This is a genomic window from Streptomyces sp. NPDC027962, from assembly GCF_055566095.1.
Genome location: NZ_JBVHTA010000060.1, coordinates 18,702 through 37,187, shown reverse-complemented (window position 1 = coordinate 37,187; position 18,486 = coordinate 18,702). Strand labels below are relative to the sequence as shown.

Here is an 18,486-nt window from a genome sequence, read left to right as displayed (position 1 = left end):
GACCAGAGTTCGTCAGGAACCAACCGCTGCGACAGACCGACACCCATGACAAGCCATCATGCCGCATCGATCTGACACCACGTGAGACAAGCTCTTAAAGTGAACTATCGCGCGCACAGTTGCATCCTGAACGCGACCCCCCGTTATATGCGGTCGTGAATTCTTTTCCGCACATTGTGCAACTGGTCGTGCTGCACGTCGGGACTATAGGCAGATGCCAGAGGGTGGCAATATGGCGTGGATCACACCATGAAGCGGAATGTAATGTACCGCTTGCAGGGAGAATGTAAAGCTCCTTCATGAGGTTTGTCATCCAAAGCCATGACAGGACTCACTACCGACGGCGCGCGGCGATTGCCAGAATGGCGGCATGCCAGAACCTTCCTTCGACAATGTGATCTGCGCCACGGATGTGTGGCGGCGTTACGGGCCTGCCGATGAACGCGGATTCGACGCGGTCAGGGGCGTGAGCTTCACAGTGCGGCGGGGTGAGACCCTCGGTCTACTCGGCACCAACGGCGCGGGCAAGACCTCGACACTCGAACTCCTCGAGGGCCTCGCCGCTCCCACGAAGGGCAGCATCCGGCTGTTCGGGGCGCACGATCCCGTCCGTGACCGTGCCCACACGCGGCCGCGCACCGGCGTCATGCTCCAAGAGGGGGGATTCGCCTCAGATCTCACCGTGGCGGAGACCGTCCGGATGTGGGCCCGTTGCGTCTCCACGCCACGGCGGGTCACCGAGGCCGTCGACATGACAGGTCTCGGTGGAAGGATCGATGTTCTGGTCAAGAACCTCTCCGGCGGTGAGAAGCGCCGCCTCGACCTGTCTCTGGCTCTGCTCGGCTGCCCTGAACTGCTGTTCCTCGATGAACCGACGACCGGCATGGATCCCGAGGGCCGCCGCGAGACATGGGACATCATCAAGGAGTTGAAGCAGCAGGGGACAACCGTCGTCCTCACCACCCACTACCTCGAAGAAGCCGAGGTCCTGGCCGACCGCGTGGCGATCATGCACCAGGGTCGGATCGCCACATCCGGTCCGATCACCGAGATCACCGGCACCCGGCCGGCCACGATCGCCTTCCGGATGCCACAGGGCACTGCACTCTCTGATCTGGGCACCCTCCTCGAACTCGGCGCCACCACCGTGGAGGACGCATCCGACGGTCTGGTCCGCGTGACCACCGACAACCTGCAGTACACAGCGACCGAAGCGCTTGTGCGCGCCCGCGAGAAGGGCATCACGCTTACCGAGCTGGAAGCTCGATCGGCATCGCTTGAGGAAGTCTTCCTTCATATCGCCAGGCGCCGCGACGACGCGCACAGTCATGGAACTTCCAGCAACGACACCCCCAGCGCAAACGAAAGCAGCCCCGTATGAGCTCGGCCGCCGCACACTTGGCTGCACTCGGACGCGCCGAGTTCATCCTCTTCTTCCGAAGCAAGTCCAACCTCGTCAACGTGCTGGTCATCCCTGTGATGATCACCGTGGGCATGAAGGTCGTCATCGACCGCTTCGACCTGCCCGCCGCCGGGCTCACCATGGGCCCCGTCATCATCTCGACCGCCGCCGGCATCATCCTCACCATGGCGCTGTACGCGCCGCTGGTCGGCATCTACGTGACACGCCGTGAGGAACTCCTGCTGAAGCGGCTGCGCACAGGCGAGGTGTCCGACTTCACGATTCTCGCCGGCTCTGCCGTGCCGACTGCGGCCGCCGTTCCCGTGCAGTTCGGTCTCATCACTGTCGCGGTCTCCCTCATCGCCGACACGGGCATGCCGCCCGCCCCGCACCTGCCACTCATCGGCATGGCACTCGGTACGGTCCTCATGGTCATGCTCGCCGCCGCCACGACGGCCATGGCCCGCACCGTGGAGAGCGCCCAGATCGCCCTGCTGCCGGGCATGTTCCTGCTGCCGCTCACATCGGGCACGTACGTCCCGCTGGAGGTGTTGCCCGACGTCATCCACGACGTCTTCCGGTTCCTCCCTCTGACCCCGGTCATCGATCTCGTCCGAGCCGGTTGGACGGATGGATTGTCCTGGGGGCAGATTGTGCTCGACGTCGCCATCCTCGCAGGATGGACAGCTCTTGCTGCGTACACCGTGCACAGGCGGTTCCGCTGGGAGTCCCGGACGTGAACAGCAACACCCAAGAAGAGGAGATCACCGGTGATCCGTGTTGTCCTTGCCGATGACGAGCACTTGCTGCGCAGCGCCGTATCTGCGCTACTCAATCTCGAGGAAGACATCGAGGTCGTCGCCGAGGCGTCGACCGGTTCCGGTGCAGTCACAGCCGCTTGTGAGCACAACGTAGACGTCGCCGTCCTGGATCTCCAGATGCCAGACCAGGACGGGATCGCCGCCGCCACGGCCATCATTCGTCAGCTGCCGCATTGCCGAATCCTCATCGTCACCGGACATGGCCTGCCCGGTTACCTCAAGCGCGCACTCAAAGCCGGAGTGCACGGCTTCGCGCCCAAGTCCATCTCCGCACAGGACATGAGCGCCATCATCCGCGCCCTGCACGCCGGTAGCCGCTACATCGACGCGGAGCTGGCCGCCGACGCGATCAGCGCCGGCGAGTCACCGCTTACGAACCGGGAAGCAGATCTGCTCTCGCTGGCATCTGATGGCGTCACGGTCAACGAGATCGCAGAACGGGCAGCCCTCACCCCGGGAACGGCACGCAACTACCTGTCCTCCGCGACCACCAAGCTGGGCGCGAAGAACCGCTATCGCGCCGTCCACATCGCTCAGAAGAAAGGCTGGATCTGACCACGCCGTCCACCGTGTCCTGAGCTTGATTCTGTCGGGGATCTTGGAGTTGCCGAGGTCAGGTGCCCAGGGTTCGCCAGGACTTCGGCCGGGGGATCTCGTGCTGATCAAGGTAGGTCTGGAAGGCAGTCGGTCGGCGGGGAGGGCGCGCTTCTTCGGTCGGTGAGAGACCGCTGAGGCGCTCGATGTTGATGGCGATGGCGGTCAGGACGTGCTGGATGTGGACCTTTCCCTGGCCTCGGTAGCGGCAGTAGCGCATGCCGTGGCCGTGGGCGAACTCGTTGACCGTTCCCTCGACTCCGGAGCGGACCGCGTAGCGGGTCTTCCACTCGGGTGTCTGTTGCTCGGCACGGATGCGGAGTTGCAGGTCGCGTAGTTCGCGTGGAGGAAAGCCCACGGTGCGGTGGCTCGCGTGGGAGGCGGTGCACTGAGCGCGGGCCGGGCACGGCTGACACTGGCTCTTGGTGAACCGGGCCACGATCAGCGGGGCTGCGGTGGGCGAGGAGGTCGGGTAGGGGCCGTGCCAGCCCTGGCTGACCTGCCCCTGGGGGCAGGTGCCCTGCTGGCGGTCGTAGTCGATGTGGAAGTCGTCGCGGGCGAAGCCTTCACCCCGGCGGTGTTGCCGGGTGGGGTTGGCCTTGAGCGGCCCGGAGACGGTGACCTGGTGATCGCGTGCGGCTTGTGCAAGGTGGGGCAGGGAGGTGTAGCCGGCGTCGACCAGGTGCTCGGCGGGCAGCAGTCCGCGGCGGTGCAGGCGGGTGTGGATGCCGGGCAGGACCTTGCTGTCGTGGGTGGTGGCCGCGGTGGTGGCCGCGGTGGTGGCCACGTCGGTGATCACGTTGGGGCCATCGGGAGCGCACGTCTCCGTGAGATGGGCGGAGAACCCCTTCCAGCTGATGATGTGCCCGTGCCGTGAGTAGCGGGCCGAGGTGTCGTAGGGCGAGACGATCGCTCGGGAGGAGGGCGGCAGGCCGGGACCGTCTTCCGTCTCGGCGGTGCGCCAGCGCAGGTGGCCCGCGGCATCGCGGTGATAGTTCTGCACCATGATCTGGCGCAGGGCCTGGACACGAGGGCCGAACGCGCGGTCTCCACCATGCTGGTGGAGGTGTTCCAGGAGCCGGACGGCGTCGTTGCCGGTGGCGAGGATCCTGGTCTTGTGCTTGGTGGGGTTCTTGCCCAGGCGGACCGGACGGCCGTAACGGCGCCCCCAGTCCTCGTCGACCAGCTCGTCCAGCAGGTCCGGGGCGGTGCCGGCGACTTCCTCCAGCGCGGCACGGACTGCCTCGGTGATCAGCTCCAGGCGGGTCAGGTCACGCACGGCGGCCAGGACGTGGGTGGAGTCAGTGCGCTGTGTGGTGCGCTCGCGCACCAGGCCGGCCTCCTTGAGGCGGGCCAGGGCGAGGTCGAGGAGGCGGTCGGCGCGGTCGTCCTCGGTGAGACGGTCGCGGAAGTCGGCCAGCACGCTGTGGTGGAAGCCGGGATCGTCCAGCTCCATGGCCATTGCGTACTTGAAGTCGATGCGGCAGCGAACCGCCTCGGCGGCCTGCCGGTCCGACAGGCCGAGCACGAACTGCAGCACGCAGACAGTGGCCAGCTGGGCGGGCGAGAGGCCCGGACGCCCGTCACGCGGATACCAGTCAGCGAAGTCCTCGTCACGCCACAGCCCGTCCAGGCGGTCTCTCACCCACATCGCCGCCGTACCGCCCGGGTTGCTCGCCCTCGCGATCTGCGCGGTCAGAGGCGGGACTTGCTCACCGGAACGAGGACGGAGCGACAACGGACACCTCGACAACTACAGGGGCTCTCGGAACACCCCGAGCATGCCCACCTAGCACCCCGGCGCACCGGGAAACTCCAAGATCCCCGACAGAATCAAGCTTAAGACAGGTACCCCTGGCTACCCGCTGTCCGGCTCGTTACCGGTCGTCCAACGGCACGTCAGCGACCAGGCGGAAGGTGCCGTCCGGGCCATGAGCGGCGTCAAGCGTCCCGGCCAGCAAAGCGAGCCGCTCCCGCAACCCGGCCAGACCGGTCCCGGAGCGGAAGCGCGAAGCACCGACAGGGGCACCGCCCCATGTCGACGTCCCGGTGGGCCGCGCGCCATCGTTCGCCATGGTCAGCGTGGCATGGCTCCCATCGACCGCCACGGACAACGCAATTTCGCACTTCGTGGCCTCAGCGTGCCGCAGCACGTTTGTCGCCCCTTCACGGACGACCCATCCGAGTGCGACCTGCACCTCTCTCGGCAGTGTGTCTGAGCCTGCCTTGACGAACGTGCAGTCGACTCCAGCCGACCTCAGCACACTGCATGCCCCGTCGAGCTCACTGCGCAGATCGGCCTGCCGGTACCCGCGGACTACCTCTCGCACCTCGTGCTGCGACTCCCGCGCGATCTGCTGCACCTCATCCATCTCCTGCAGCGCGGGATCGATAGTTCCTCGCCGCCCCAATTGACCGGCCAGTTCGCTTTTCAGTGCAATCACGGACAGGTTCCGCCCCAGCACGTCGTGCAGATCGCGGGCGAACCTCAACCGTTCCTCGGTCACCGCCAGCCGCGCCTGCGTGGCTCGCGCTTCGTCCAGCTTCCAGACGGCAGTGAGCATCCACGTCGAGAATCGACAGGTGAACGCTGAGCCAATGCATCCGGCCATCACCACCCCGGTGGAGGAGACGGCTTCCGGTACTGACCACGACGCCAACATGACCACAGCCCCCACCAGGAACGACACCAGACAGGTCAACTGCAGCATTCGCCACCCGGACCGAGGCTGCATCGTTGCGGGCATGATGCCGAAACACGGCACGATCGCGAGTAGTACAACCGTGGCCTGCCCTGGCACCAAACCACCGGCACCGCGCATCATCACCATGACCACCAGCACACCCACGGTGACGGCGTTCACGAACGCCAACAACCGACGCGGATAGGTCCTTCGCCCCAGCACCCAGTCGAGAACCCGTGCGCAGGCCACACCCATCGTCAGGGCGTGCAGCACGATGAGCGCGCACAAGGCCCCTACCGGCCCTCGCGGCGCCGCCTCCAGCGACGCCTCAACCCCGAGCAGCACCTCGCTCAGCACCATCGCGCCGAACATCCACCGCGTGTACAGCTCGATCCTTGCAGGGCTGCTCCGCCGGTCCCACCATGCCATCAGCGGCCTTTCGGGCACTCCGTCGGATATCGGTTCGGGATTGGATTCTGGTGCCTGCTTCTCGGACGACACGTCAGTTTCTCTGCCATTTGTGGGGGACTGGATTCTATCCGAGGCGTTGTCGTGCCTTACAGGGGGTCAAATGTTTAGCGGGGCGGAGTCGAACGGTCAATGCAACGCCATCGCTCGAGGCGGTGCACGGCTGTGACGGCGGTCAGTAGATACGGCTCTGATCGACATCGAGACCGGCCGGCCGGTCGACGTGCTGCCCGACCGGACCGCGGAAACCCCCGCCGCATGGCTCAAGCGCCACGCCGGCGCGGAGATCGTGTGCCGTGACCGGGCCAGCGCGTATGCCGAGGCTGTCCGCACCGCCGCCCCTGACGCCCAGCAGATCGCAGACCGCTTCCATTTGTGGAAGAACCTATGCGAGACCGTGGAGAGGGGCCTCGGGACGTGTGCTCAGCCGAAAGCGATCTCGCGGAAGGTGTTGCGCACGCCTGCGAGCGGTCCCCGGTCGCGTGTGTAGAAGAGCTTGTTGGTCAGAAGCGTTGCCCAGCGCTTCTGTTGGGGGGAGATCCAGATACCGGTGCCCGTGAAGCCGTAGTGGACCCAGATGTCTTCGAGGTGAGGGTCGATGCCTGGGGCCGGGTGCCAGAACAGCCCTCGTTGAGGTGTGAGTCTTCCGGTCTGGATCCGCAGGGAGTGCTTGACCCAGGAGGTCCCGAACCCTGGTTGCTCAGCTGTCTGTTCGGGGTCGAGCAGGTACCGCAAGAAGACGACCAGGTCGTCAATGACAGAGAAGGCACCGGCTCTTCGCGTCTGAATTTCCAACGCCCGGACGAGCCCGGCTTCTTGGTCTGTGAGACGGAGGAGGGGCCGGTGGTGCCGGTCTTCACCTCCTGTGAAGCACTCGGGCTGTTCGCCGGGCCCTGCGGGTGGGCGTCCACGACCGTCGCGGATTTGGTGGAGCTACTGCCCGAGGGCGTGCGCGCGTTGGTGGATCCGCTGGGTCCACGGACGTTCGTGCTGGACGCGAAAGCACTCGAGACCACGGGCGTATAGGGGGAGCACAATGGCGGAGCCTGACGCGGGAGAGCCGGGCTTTGGCCCGGGTGACGGCTACAAGATCGAGATCGCCTCGGTGCGCAAGGTGCTGACACCGCTGGAGGAGTCCGTGGTGGCCGCGCACCAGATCAAGCGTGATTGGAGCGCAATGTCCGCGCAGATCGCGAACTCGGCCGACTTCGACATCTATTCCTCGACCCAGAAGATGCTCTCGGCGTGGGGCTTCGGCATGGGGCGGGTGGCTGAGCACACGGACACGGTGGTGGAGACGCTCCGGCAGGTCCTCGCCGCCTACGTGCTGGCCGATCTGCTGCGAATCAAGGACTTCTCGCCGACCGCGGCCAACATCGCCAAGCTGCCGTTCGGCGAACAAGGCATGAAGGCGTGGCAGGAGGGGTCCAGGCCGAAGTTCGATCCGCCGCCCGAGATCTATCAGGAGCCGTGGCTGGACGACGGCGACACCGGCAACTATCAGGACGTGCCCCAGCGCCCCCGCCTGCGGGTCGACGGCGGCTGGGAGGTCGACGGCGGGTCGAAGTCGAAGGGGCCGGTCATATGACGAGCCGCGATGCGATGGAGGGCGGCGGAGTCGAGCGCATACCTCCCCAGGCCAAGCCCAGCGATGTCATTTACGGCAACTCGATGGACGTCGATGACCTCGCCCTCAAACTCCTTGCCTATGCAGGTGCGTTCAAGGACGGCATGGACAAGCTGGTCGACCTGTCCTTGATGGACTGGACCGGGGCCGGCGCGGAGGGGTTCAAGGACGCGACTCAGAAGCTTCCCCAGGAACTGGAGTCCGCGCAGAAGTACTTCGAAGCCTCCGGGAAAGCCCTGGACTCCTACGCTTACAAACTGCGCTCGGTCCACACGCGTGTCAGGCCGATCATCGACGACGCGGACGAGGCACGGGCGGCCTCCAAGAACTACTGGAAGCACGTTACGGACTACAACGCCGCCTTGGACCGTAAGGACGATCCGCTGCCGGAGCGTCCGCCGGACGACGATCCCGGCCTCGCCGCGTTGCAGGACTGCTACGACCGCTTGGACAAGCTGGAGAGCGAGCTTCAAACCGTCATCGACGCGGCCAAGCGGCAACTCGACACAGCGGCGGAGAAGGCCCCTGACAAGCCCCCGCCCCGCAAGGGGTGGGACAAGTTCGAGAAGGGGCTCGGCGACTTCTTCGGCGGGGCGGGCGACACCATGCGCGGCTGGTACGAGGGTTTCGACGACCTCGTCAACGACGGGCCTGATGGCGTCGGTCTGCACCTGGCGGGAATGGTGGACGGGGCCTCCTACGCTGCCCAACACCCTCAGGAGTTCGCCAAGGCCGTCGTCAACTGGGACGAATGGCAGCGGAACCCTGCCCGCGCGGCCGGCCAGCTCACCCCCGAACTCCTCCTCGCTCTCGCCAGCGGCGGCGCCGGCGCGATGCGGCGCGGCGCCTCCGTGGCCAAGAACGCCGCGCAGCGTCTGCGCGGCCGGGCGGATGGCCTGCGCCGGGACGGCAGCGCCCGCGCGCGGACGGACAGTGATCCGGACAGGAACACCACGCCCAACGAGGAGCGTCCCACGGCCGGCGAGCCGATCGACGTGGCGACCGGCGAGATGGTCATGTCCGCCGTCGACGTCACCCTGCCCGGCGTCTTGCCGGTGGTCCTGGAGCGGCACTACGTGTCGGGGCACCCGTGCGGGGGGTGGTTCGGCCCCACCTGGGCGGGCACGCTTGACCAGCGCCTGGAGATCGACGGGGCAGGTGTCGTCTACATCACGGACGGCGGCATGCTGCTGACGTATCCCGTGCCGAAGCCCGGTGCGGCGATGTTACCCACCTCCGGTCCCCGTTGGCCGCTGTACTGGGACGGCAACCGCGACAGCGCCATCCGCATCGTCATCCCGGATCGGAATCGCACACTCCACTTTGCCCCGCTGCCCGTGGGCGGCCATGAGCTGGCTCTGACAGCGATCACCGACCGGACAGGCGACGGCGACCGCATCGACATCGCCTACGACGCCCAGGGTGCACCGAAGGAGATCACGCACTCCGGTGGCTACCGCATCGCCGTCGACACGGACCCCCAGCTGCTGCGGGTCACCGCCCTGCGTCTCCTGCACGGCGCACAGCACGAGCACAGCACCACGCTCACCTCCTACGCCTACGACGCCGCCGGCAACCTGGCCGAGGTCTTCAACTCGACCGGCAAGGCGCTGCGTTACCGGTACGACGCGGAACATCGTGTGACGTCGTGGACGGACCGCAACGGCACGTCGTACGGCTACGTCTACGACCAACAGGGTCGTGTGCTGCGAGGCATCGGCCCAGACGGCATCCTGTCGGGCCGGATGCACTACGACACGGCCGCCCGCACCTCCCGCTACACCGACTCACAGGGCAACACCACCGTGTACGTCTGCAACGAGGCGTACAAGATCACCGCGTACAGGGACCCGCTGGGAAACACCACGCGCACGGAATGGGACGAGAGCAACCGGCATCCCATCGCCGTCACCGACCCCCTGGGCCGCACCACGCGCTACCGCTACGACGACCAGGGTCGGTTGATCGCTGTCGAGCGGCCCGACGGTACGGTGGCGGAGACCGTCTACGATCAGCGCGGCCTGCCATTGGAGACCCGCGAACCGGGCGGCGCGGTGTGGCTCCACACCTATGACGACCGTGGGGCCCACACGTCCACCACCGACCCCGGCGGCGCCGTCACGCACTACGGCTACAACAGCTCGGGCCACCTCACCTCCGTCACGGACCCCCTGGGTCGCACCACCCGTATCGTCACGGACGCGGCGGGTCTTCCGGTCGAGACAACGGACCCTCTGGGCCGCACCCTCCGCATGCGCCGTGGCCCGCACGGCCAGGTCACCGCCGTCACCGATGCCCTGGGCCGGACCACGCGTCACGGCTGGACGATCGAGGGCATGCCGGCCTGGCGCGAGGGGCCGGACGGCGGCCGCGAGGTGTGGCAGTGGGATACCGAGGGTAATCTCGTCCTCCACACCGACGAGGCCGGGCACACCACCACCTACACGTACACCTACTTCGACCAGCCCGCCACGAGGACCGACCCCGACGGCGCGCACTATGCCTTCGCCTACGACACCGAGCTGCGCCTGACCGAGGTCACCAACCCCCAGGGCAAGCAGTGGCATTACACATACGATGCGGCAGGCCACCTGGTCGCGGAAACCGACTTCAACGGCGCTACGCGCACGTACGAACGCGATCCGGCGGGCCGCCTCACAGCTCAGACGAACGCGCTGGGCCAAACGCTGCGCTTCACACTCGACGCGGTCGGGCGCATGATCACCCAGCACGACGAGTCCACCGGTGACGTCACGACCTACGCATACGACGCGAGCGGCGCCCTGCTCCACGCGGCGAACGCGGACGCGGAACTGACCCGGGAACACGACGCGGTCGGTCGCGTCATCTCGGAAACAGTCAACGGCCGCATCAGCGCCTACACGTACGACGCCATGGGCCGCCGCACCTCGCGTACCACCCCCTCCGGCGTGCGCTCGGAGTGGACATACGACCCGGTGGGCCGCCCCACCGGACTGAGTCGAGGCGACGCAACCATTGCCTTCGCCTACGACGCTGCGGGCCGCGAGACCGAACGCCGCATCGGCGACGACACCACCCTCACGCAGACCTGGGACAAGGGCGACCGCCTCACCACCCAGACCCTCGCCACCCGCAACGAGACCGAAGCGGAGCGAATCCTCCAACAGCGCACCTACGCGTACCGCCCTGACGGCTACCTCACCGAGATACGCGAACTGACCACCGGAACACGACGTTTCACACTGGATCCCATGGGTCGTGTGACTGGCGTCCAGGCACACGGCTGGAGCGAGAGGTACGCGTACGACAGGACAGGCAACCAGACCCATGCCGACGCACCGCACCACCCCACGACCGGAGAGCGGAGCTACGAGGGCGCCGTCATCCGCCGGGCGGGCCGCACCACCTACGAACACGACGCCGCCGGCCGGCTGATCCGCAAAACCCGCAAGCTCCTCAACGGCCAGACCCGCACCTGGACGTACACGTGGAACGCGGAGAATCGCCTCACCAGGGCCACCACCCTGGACGGCGGGGAATGGACGTACGCCTACGACCCCCTGGGCCGCCGCATCTCCAAAACAGGTCCGGACGGAACCGCCCTCACCTTCACCTGGGACGGCACCTGCCTGGCTGAGCGGTTCGCCTCGGACGGCACGGCGACGACTTGGGACTACGCGCCTGGCACCCACCGCCCGATATCCCAATCCACCCGTCGGTCGATTGAGGTCGAACCCGAGGCCGGCCACTCGATCCTTGGCCTCGCCGACACCACCCCCCAGTCCGAGTACGACGCCCGCTTCCTCGCGATCGTCACGGACCTGGTCGGTACGCCCATCGAACTGGTCACTTCCGACGGCACTCTCGCCTGGCAATCCCGCACCACCCTCTGGGGCACTCCCCTCCCTGCTTCAGAGGGCGAGGTGGACTGCCCGCTCCGCTTCCCCGGCCAGTACGCGGACGAGGAAACCGGCCTCCACTACAACTACTTCCGGCACTACGACCCAGAAACCGCCCGCTACACCACACCGGACCCGCTCGGGTTGGTTCCGGCGCCCAACGCAGCGGCGTATGTTCGTAACCCCCATAGCTGGGCCGACCACCTGGGGCTTGCGGGGGAGCCGGAATGGGCCAATCCGGAAGACCTCAACTTTTCCCAACGCACCGTGTCCCCGAACGACTACGTGGAGAAGATGCGCTCCGGGGAGTGGGACTGGCGACGTCCCGGTACGGCGTTGAAGGTCATGGAAGTGGACGGCCAGCTGGTGTCGTACGACAACCGAAGGCTTGATGCGGCGCGCGAAGTGGGGAGACCGGTCATCATCGAGCGCGTCGACCCGAACGCGGTTCACCCTGATTCGACGACCGGGCGGACCTGGGCGGAGCAATTCAGAAGGCGCATGAATTCCGTGCGGAACAGAAATGAACTAGGCGAGCCAGTTCCCCCGACTGGACTCCAGGAGAGGCCGCAGCACGTGCGCAACGGGAAGTGTAAGAAGAAATGACCATGATCGAACGCCTGTGGGAAGACTTTGAGCTTCCCATCAAGGATGCACTCCACTACGCCGACGGGCACTCCTATGATGTCGCCCTTGACCCGGCCGCGCCGAGTGGTTTCACGGTGCTCGCCCCCTTCGACCTCGATGAGATGCTGGAAGGCGATCCGTCCTGGGTGTCTTCGGTCGATGGGCTTGCCGCTGTGGACCTGGGAGAGAAGGGGCTGCTTTGGGGCGGCGATGGTTCGTACGGATCGGAGGGGTTCATCGCACGTTTGACTGTTGACCGTGCGCTGATTTGGGCGATGTTCTTCATGGAATCCAATCCATTTGATCGGATTCAGCTGTCGGGAAACGTCGCTACCTTTAGCTCGACCTCAGGGTTCGAGATTGCAGTCGACATCGACGATCCGCGAACTCCAGTCCCTGGACCTGCATCGAACCGAACGGCGTAAGGATCATCTCCACCCATCCGGAGGGGCAACGAAGAAGGCCCAGGTCGCTGACCTGGGCCTGCTATCAAGAGCGGGTGACGGGAATCGAAGCCGCGCTCCAGAGCTTGGGAATCAACGCCGCTCGCGACGCCTGCAAGGCTCCTGACCTGCGGATACGCTCCTTCGCCGAGCCTTTCGCGGGAATTCCCGCCCACACAGTCGTGAGTGGCGCGGGTCACGTGAAATGCGTCTCGCAATTCGAGACAGGTTCGTGTCCGTGTGGTGCAAGCGGCGCGTAGAAGGGTCTCCAGTCAGGGCTTTCGCGCGAGATGGGGCACGCGGAGGGCGCGGGGGCCCCCAGAGGTCTAGACAACAATGAAGCCCCAGGTCGCTGACCTGGGGCTTTTCTATGGAGCGGATGACGGGAATCGAACCCGCGCTCTGAGCTTGGGAATCACCCGGCACTTGAGCCCATTCGAGTTGCTGACCTGGGGGAACGCCCACTGTCGGCCGGGCGTGGTTAGGTGCGCGTAGCCCCTTGTTGACCGTTGTTTACCGGCCCTACTGGCACGGTCATGCGGGCGAGGACGACGTGCGGCTCCCTGCGAGGCCGGCCGGAGCTCCCGGTCTGGGCTGGGCACGGATAATTGCGCCTTCCCTCCCGAGAGCGGGAGCTTTGACGCAAGGTGGCGTGTGGGTGGATGATGGTTGCGTCTTCTCTCCTGGTTTCGGGATGGCAGTCGAAAGGAGGAGGTCGGTGGATCTTTTGTCGGTGCATGAAGCGGCGGAAGCCCTGAATGTCGATGATTCCCGCATCCGTCAGTTGCTGCGTGACGGGAGGCTCCAGGGGCAAAGGGTCGGTGGTCGCTGGCTCGTGGATGGGGCCGCTGTTCGCGACCGAAGGGATCATGGTTCCCGTCCCGGGCGCCCATTGTCGACGCGCAACGCATGGGGTCTCCTGGCAGTGTTGGCGGGCGACTCCTCCACCGGCTTGTCCGATGCCGAGAAGTCCCGCGTTGTGGCGCGGCTGCGGAATATCGCTGCCCATGAGTACCTGCCTGCGGCGCGCCTGCGGCAGCTCCTTGAGGCTCGGGCGGAGAGGCGTCGGTATCGGGTGCACTCGGGGCTGCTAGAGGCGGTGCTGACTCACCCGGACGTGGTGCGGACCGGAGTGAGCGCCACCGGGGAGGTGCACGCCGACTATGTGGCGCCGGGACGTGCCGAGGTCTATGTCCGTCCCGACAAGGTGGGCGAGCTGGCGACTGAATTCGGCATGGTTCCTGATCCCCAACGGGGCAACCTGGTGGTTCGGATTCCTCCCGCCGGCCAATGGCTGTTCCTGAGCTCGTTCCCGCGAGAAGGAGTCGCGCCTCCTTCCGTGGTGGCTGTCGATCTGCTCGATATTCGCGAAGATCGCGCGGACGCGGCCGCAGCCGGGCTGCTGCGCCCGTTCCTGGCCCGTTACGCGCAGTCCGGGGGGAAGTAATCATGGCAGCTGCCGTGCCGCATGTCCGGTTGGAGTCCGGCCTGTTCGCCGGCCCGCTGGTGGAGTTGTGGACCGTGCTGCTCGATCTGTCGGAGCAGGTGCCGAGCGCCTGGTCGCTGATCGGCGGGCAAATGGTGCTCCTGCACGGGCTGGAGCACGGACGGACCCCGCCGGCGGCCAGCGCCGACCTGGATGTACTGGCCGATGTGCAGTCGGACCAGCAGAGCCTCCGCCGGCTGGTCGCTGCACTGGAGAGGCTTGGGTTCGTTCCAGCCGGCATGTCGCCGCAAGGCAACCTGCTCCACCGATACCACCGCGGTGAAGAGCCAGGGCGGCTCGTGGTGGATCTTCTGGCTCCAGACAATCTCGGGCCCAGAGCGGATCTCACGACAACTCCGCCCGGCCGCACACTGGAGGTTCCAGGAGGCCGCCAGGCCGCGCAACGGACCCAGGCGGTAAACGTCGAGTTGGGACGACGTAACGGCCGCATCCTCCGCCCCAGTCTGTTGGGGGCGATCGTGGCCAAGGCGGCCGCGGTAAGCATCAAGACCGCCCCGCCGGACCGCCACTACCGCGACTTGGCTTTTCTGCTCTCACTGCCTGGCAACCCGCTTGAACTCAAAACTCAACTCGACAAGGGCGACCGCAAGAAGCTCGCCCTGGCCGCCGCCCTGCACGATCCGCACCATGTTGGCTGGCATCAACTCCATGACGAGGACGCCCGAGCTGATGGCCAGGCGATGTACGCATTCCTGTCACCTGCCGTGCCGTAAAGAAGGTCGAATCGAGACGGCGCGTCATGAGCCCGGTTTTCCTTGCCCGAGCAGATGGTGCGGATGTGGTGTGGGCGGACCCCGGAAGGTCTAGACAACAAAGAAGCCCCGGGCTGCTGGCCTGGAGCTTTCTCGTGGAGCGGGTGACGGGAATCGAACCCGCGCTCTGAGCTTGGGAATCAACGGCGCTTGCAGTGCCCGCATGTGCCTTGACCTGCACAGATGACCGGTCTCCGATCCTGAAAAGAGGGCATTCCGACACCCCTGTTAACCGCTGTTGACCACTCTGAAGGGCGCGGATGGGGCACGAGCGCGGCGGAGACGCTGTGACAGCGCTGCTGGGCGCGGACAGGTCACGCCATCAGCGTGACCGTTGAATGGGGCCGAGACCGAGTTTGCTGATGCAAGCCGATCGATGGGCGAGTGCGTTTGCCTGCGGATGCCGGCGCTGGCCCGATGAAGGCGAGGACCAGGACGACGGCGCCGAACCGCAGTAGTCGTCCGCGCGCGACTCTGGAGACGTGGCCCGCATCTGCTTCTACGCGTCCTGCGGGCCCGGCTGCCGAGGAGCGCGTCGGCCCGGCGCCTGCACTGCGACGAAGTCTGCTGCGCCCAGGCGTACCGGGACCGAAGGCCGCCGGGTGGGCCAAGGCGCTCGGGCTGATGCTCGGCGAAGCGGAGTGGAACGGCGATACCGGCATGATCCGGCTGCTGACCTGCCCTGTCTGCGGTTACATCACGCTCGGCGGTGGCCGACGCCAGGACACGATGTACTGCTGCGGGCGGTGCCGATCAAGAGCGTGGCGCCACCGTGAAGCCCGCCGCGCAGGGCGTGCAGCGTGACGTCCAGCCGTCACAAAAGCGGCCGCTACCAGCGCATATCGCGTCCTCACGTCACGCTCATCAGGCCGTCTCGCCGAACCTGACGCACCCATTCAAGATTGATTCCCCAAGGCCGGCACAGGTGCGCCGTTCCCTGCCTCGCCTTCCCGCTTGGCTTTGCCGGTACGTGCATGAGCTCCAGGCCCTGCCCTCCAGATGGGCTACTCCAGCGCGCCATGACGGAGTGTGATCAATAGCTTACTTATGGTGCACATGGGTGCCGTCCAGGTCGTGTGCGGACCTCGCCCTCCCGTGGGCGCGGCCACGAAGACGGAGGAATTGCTGTGCGATCCAGATACAGACACCTCGGGCTGCTGGCCGGGGCAGGGGTCACCTTCGCGCTGGTTGTCGTCCCCGGCTCCCCGGTACAGGCGGCCCCGTGCGATCCCGATGTTCCTGGCTGCGGGACCACCACGGTGACGTTCGATGTGACGGGTGATGGTCTCGCCATCTCGGTGCCGGACGGCCCCGTCGATCTCGGAGCCGGTGCCCCGGGTACCACGACCACCCCCGTGTCGCTGGGCACCGTGACCGTTACCGACGCCCGTGCAGGCGATCTTGTGTGGACGTGCAGGGTCCAGTCGACCGCGTTCACGGCAACGGGAGTGAACCCCATCCCGGCCTCGGCGGGGAGATACGTCCCCGGGACCGTCACCACCGACAACGGGACGGCGACCAGTCAGAACTCGGATGACATGAGCGTGGACAACCCGATCGCAAGTCACCAGGCGGGGACGGGGAACAGCACGAGCTCATGGACCCCGACGATGTCGATCGTCATCCCCCAAACGGCCCAGGCGGCTTCTGATTACAGCGGGACGGTGACTCATTCTGTCACTCCCACATAGGCGAGCGGTTCCGCTGTTCCTGGTCCTGCTGCTGGCCGCGCTCTTTCAGGGCGCGGCCAGCAGTGATGCCCGGTCGATGAGTACAGAACACACACGGGACGAGGGATCCGGAGAGCCGGAAGCGCGGTTCGAACTCCGCCTGCTCGAGGCGCCGGTCGTCCGTCGTGACGATCCCCGTGCGTATAGATCCATCGTCGATCACCTCAATCCGGGCACCACCATTCAGCGGCGGGTGGAGGTCAGCAACAAGTCCCCGGAGCCGCTGCGCGTCGACCTCTACGCCGCCGCGGCTTCCATCAACAAACGGACATTCACCTTCACCGCTGGCCGCCCTCAGAACGAACTGACGGGATGGATCTCGGTTGACCACCCCGTGCTCAGGCTTCCCCCTGACAGCATGGAGACCGCGCGGGTCACCATCCGGGTGCCGAAAAGGGCCTCGCGAGGTGAGCGGTACGGCGTTGTCTGGGCCGAGGTCGCCCGCTCCGGGAAGGGCAACGTCAAGCTGATCAACCGCGTCGGCATCCGGATCTATCTTGATATCGGCCCTGGTGGTGAACCACCCTCCGCCTTCCGGATCGAGAAACTCACCCCCGCACGCTCCCCCGAGGGCCAACCGCGGATCACCGCCCAGGTACGCAACACCGGGGAACGCGCATTGGAGATGTCCGGCAAGCTCTGGCTGTCCCAGGGCCCGGCGGGTCTGCGAGCCGGTCCGTATCCTGCGACGCGGGGCACCACACTGGCCCCCGGTGATACGGGGTTGGTGAGCGTCGCACTGGGCGACGGTTTGCCCAACGGTCCCTGGAAAGCTCGGCTGTCTCTGGCCAGCGGCAGGATCCAGGAGACCATCACCGCCACCGTCACTTTCCCGACCGCGGGTATACAGGGCTCGTCCATCGTCCCGGACTTCGCGCAGCAGTGGCCCCCGATGCTGTCCTGGGGACTTGGCGCTCTGCTGGCCATCCTGGCCGTCGTCGGCATCCGCCTGCTGACGCGGCGACTCGTGCGGCGCCGCGACTGACGGCGCAGCACCGCCGGGCCGACGGTCTCGGCCACGACAAAAATGGCCGCTTCGGCCAAAGAACACGCCAGTGGCCAGCTCGATCTCCGCTTCGAGGGGCCGGTCACGCCGAGCGTCTTCCTGCGCACTCCATAGGTGACGCACTCGAGTGTGGTCAGGTCCAGCCCGTAGCTGTGGACAATGGGCATCCTCTTCTATGCTCCACCCGCAGGGGGCTCATCCGAGGCGGGATCCACTCCCAGTATTTGGGCAATGTCACCCGGAGGACCCCTCAGTAATACGGTGAAGGATTATATGCCCTCCAATGGAGGGATCTGGGTGTGTTCCGGATCGGCATCGGGCAGAGGCGCTCGTAGTGTGCGCTTGTGGCGAAGGTGCGGCGTGGAGCGGGACTCATTGTGGTCCTGCTGGCGGTGCTGATGCTGCAGGTCGTCGCGCCCCGTATCGCGGTGGCGGCCACGACCCCATCCTTCGCGACGAAGGTCGACTACACCACGGGGACCAACCCGTATTCGGTGGCGGTGGGTGATTTCCGGGGGAACGGACGTAAGGATCTGGCGGTTGCCAACTACGGCTCGAATACGGTGTCGGTGCTGCTGAGGAATGCAAACGGCACGTACGCGGCCAAGGTCGATTACGCCACCGGTGCGGCCCCGTACTCGGTGCAGGTCGCTGACTTCAACGGTGACGGCCGCAAGGACCTGGCTGTGGGCAACTACGTCGGGGACAGTGTGTCGGTGCTGCTGGGCAACGGGAACGGTACCTTCGCGGCGAAGGTCGACTACGCCGCCGGTGATGGTGCGGAGAAGGTGGCGGTGGGTGACCTCAACGGTGACGGCCGCCTCGACCTGGCCGTGGCCAACTACATCGCGGACACGGTCTCGGTGCTGCTGGGGAACGGGAACGGCACGTTCGCGGCGAGAGTCGCCTACACCACCGGTGACGGCCCGTCCTGGGTGGAGATG

At 66.3% G+C, this 18,486-nt stretch carries 14 protein-coding genes and 1 pseudogene; 12 read left to right on the top strand and 3 right to left on the bottom strand.

Going from position 1 to position 18,486, the window contains the following annotated elements; all coding sequences use genetic code 11:
• Positions 1-370: 370 nt before the first annotated feature.
• Genes ACZ4SA_RS34465 through ACZ4SA_RS34455 form a run of 3 tightly spaced genes read left to right on the top strand, consistent with a single transcriptional unit; the run spans position 371 to position 2,778 of the window.
• Complete coding sequence (locus ACZ4SA_RS34465; protein ID WP_468281997.1) at positions 371-1,381, top strand: ABC transporter ATP-binding protein; 1,011 nt, start codon at positions 371-373, stop codon at positions 1,379-1,381.
• On the top strand, positions 1,378-2,142 hold the full coding sequence (locus tag ACZ4SA_RS34460; RefSeq protein ID WP_468281995.1) for an ABC transporter permease: 765 nt from the start codon (positions 1,378-1,380) through the stop codon (positions 2,140-2,142). Before ACZ4SA_RS34465 ends, ACZ4SA_RS34460 begins: the two co-directional genes overlap by 4 nt.
• A 30-nt stretch (positions 2,143-2,172) precedes the next feature.
• Positions 2,173-2,778, top strand: a complete 606-nt coding sequence (locus ACZ4SA_RS34455; RefSeq protein WP_468281993.1) for a response regulator transcription factor — start codon at positions 2,173-2,175, stop codon at positions 2,776-2,778.
• A 58-nt stretch (positions 2,779-2,836) separates the two neighbouring features.
• Here ACZ4SA_RS34455 and ACZ4SA_RS34450 read toward each other — a convergent pair whose 3' ends face one another.
• Positions 2,837-4,468 (bottom strand): IS1182 family transposase, encoded by a 1,632-nt coding sequence (locus tag ACZ4SA_RS34450; protein ID WP_468281991.1) that lies wholly within the window; start codon positions 4,466-4,468, stop codon positions 2,837-2,839.
• A 226-nt stretch (positions 4,469-4,694) separates the two neighbouring features.
• Complete coding sequence (locus ACZ4SA_RS34445; RefSeq protein ID WP_468281989.1) at positions 4,695-6,002, bottom strand: sensor histidine kinase; 1,308 nt, start codon at positions 6,000-6,002, stop codon at positions 4,695-4,697.
• A 157-nt stretch (positions 6,003-6,159) separates the two neighbouring features.
• Between ACZ4SA_RS34445 and ACZ4SA_RS34440 the strand changes: the two genes are divergently transcribed.
• On the top strand, positions 6,160-6,459 hold the full coding sequence (locus ACZ4SA_RS34440) for a transposase (protein ID WP_468281999.1): 300 nt from the start codon (positions 6,160-6,162) through the stop codon (positions 6,457-6,459).
• Here ACZ4SA_RS34440 and ACZ4SA_RS34435 read toward each other — a convergent pair.
• A pseudogene (locus ACZ4SA_RS34435) lies at positions 6,393-6,743 on the bottom strand (serine hydrolase domain-containing protein); the annotation flags it as partial. The gene ACZ4SA_RS34440 and the pseudogene ACZ4SA_RS34435 sit on opposite strands and share 67 nt — an antisense overlap.
• Here ACZ4SA_RS34435 and ACZ4SA_RS34430 point away from each other — a divergent pair.
• From ACZ4SA_RS34430 to ACZ4SA_RS34395, 8 genes are all read left to right on the top strand, one after another.
• Positions 6,636-6,995 carry an SseB family protein gene (locus tag ACZ4SA_RS34430; protein ID WP_468281987.1) on the top strand — a complete coding sequence of 120 codons (360 nt, stop codon included), beginning with the start codon at positions 6,636-6,638 and terminating at the stop codon, positions 6,993-6,995. The pseudogene ACZ4SA_RS34435 and the gene ACZ4SA_RS34430 overlap by 108 nt on opposite strands.
• 10 nt (positions 6,996-7,005) lie before the next feature.
• Entirely contained in the window at positions 7,006-7,557 is a 552-nt protein-coding gene (locus ACZ4SA_RS34425; protein ID WP_468281985.1) for a hypothetical protein, read from the top strand.
• The gene (locus ACZ4SA_RS34420; RefSeq protein WP_468281983.1) at positions 7,554-12,083 is read left to right on the top strand and encodes a DUF6531 domain-containing protein; all 4,530 of its coding nucleotides are present in this window, start codon (positions 7,554-7,556) and stop codon (positions 12,081-12,083) included. The genes ACZ4SA_RS34425 and ACZ4SA_RS34420 overlap by 4 nt, the downstream gene beginning before the upstream one ends.
• Entirely contained in the window at positions 12,080-12,529 is a 450-nt protein-coding gene (locus ACZ4SA_RS34415; protein ID WP_468281981.1) for a hypothetical protein, read from the top strand. Before ACZ4SA_RS34420 ends, ACZ4SA_RS34415 begins: the two co-directional genes overlap by 4 nt.
• 736 nt (positions 12,530-13,265) lie before the next feature.
• Complete coding sequence (locus ACZ4SA_RS34410) at positions 13,266-13,994, top strand: type IV toxin-antitoxin system AbiEi family antitoxin (protein WP_468281979.1); 729 nt, start codon at positions 13,266-13,268, stop codon at positions 13,992-13,994.
• 2 nt (positions 13,995-13,996) lie between these two features.
• Positions 13,997-14,767, top strand: coding sequence for a hypothetical protein (locus tag ACZ4SA_RS34405; protein WP_468281977.1), 771 nt, complete (start codon positions 13,997-13,999; stop codon positions 14,765-14,767).
• 1,806 nt (positions 14,768-16,573) lie between these two features.
• Positions 16,574-17,521, top strand: a complete 948-nt coding sequence (locus tag ACZ4SA_RS34400) for a COG1470 family protein (RefSeq protein ID WP_468281975.1) — start codon at positions 16,574-16,576, stop codon at positions 17,519-17,521.
• A gap of 365 nt (positions 17,522-17,886) precedes the next feature.
• Positions 17,887-18,486, top strand: a 600-nt coding sequence (locus tag ACZ4SA_RS34395) for an FG-GAP repeat domain-containing protein (RefSeq protein WP_468281973.1), incomplete at its 3' end; no start/stop codon positions are given.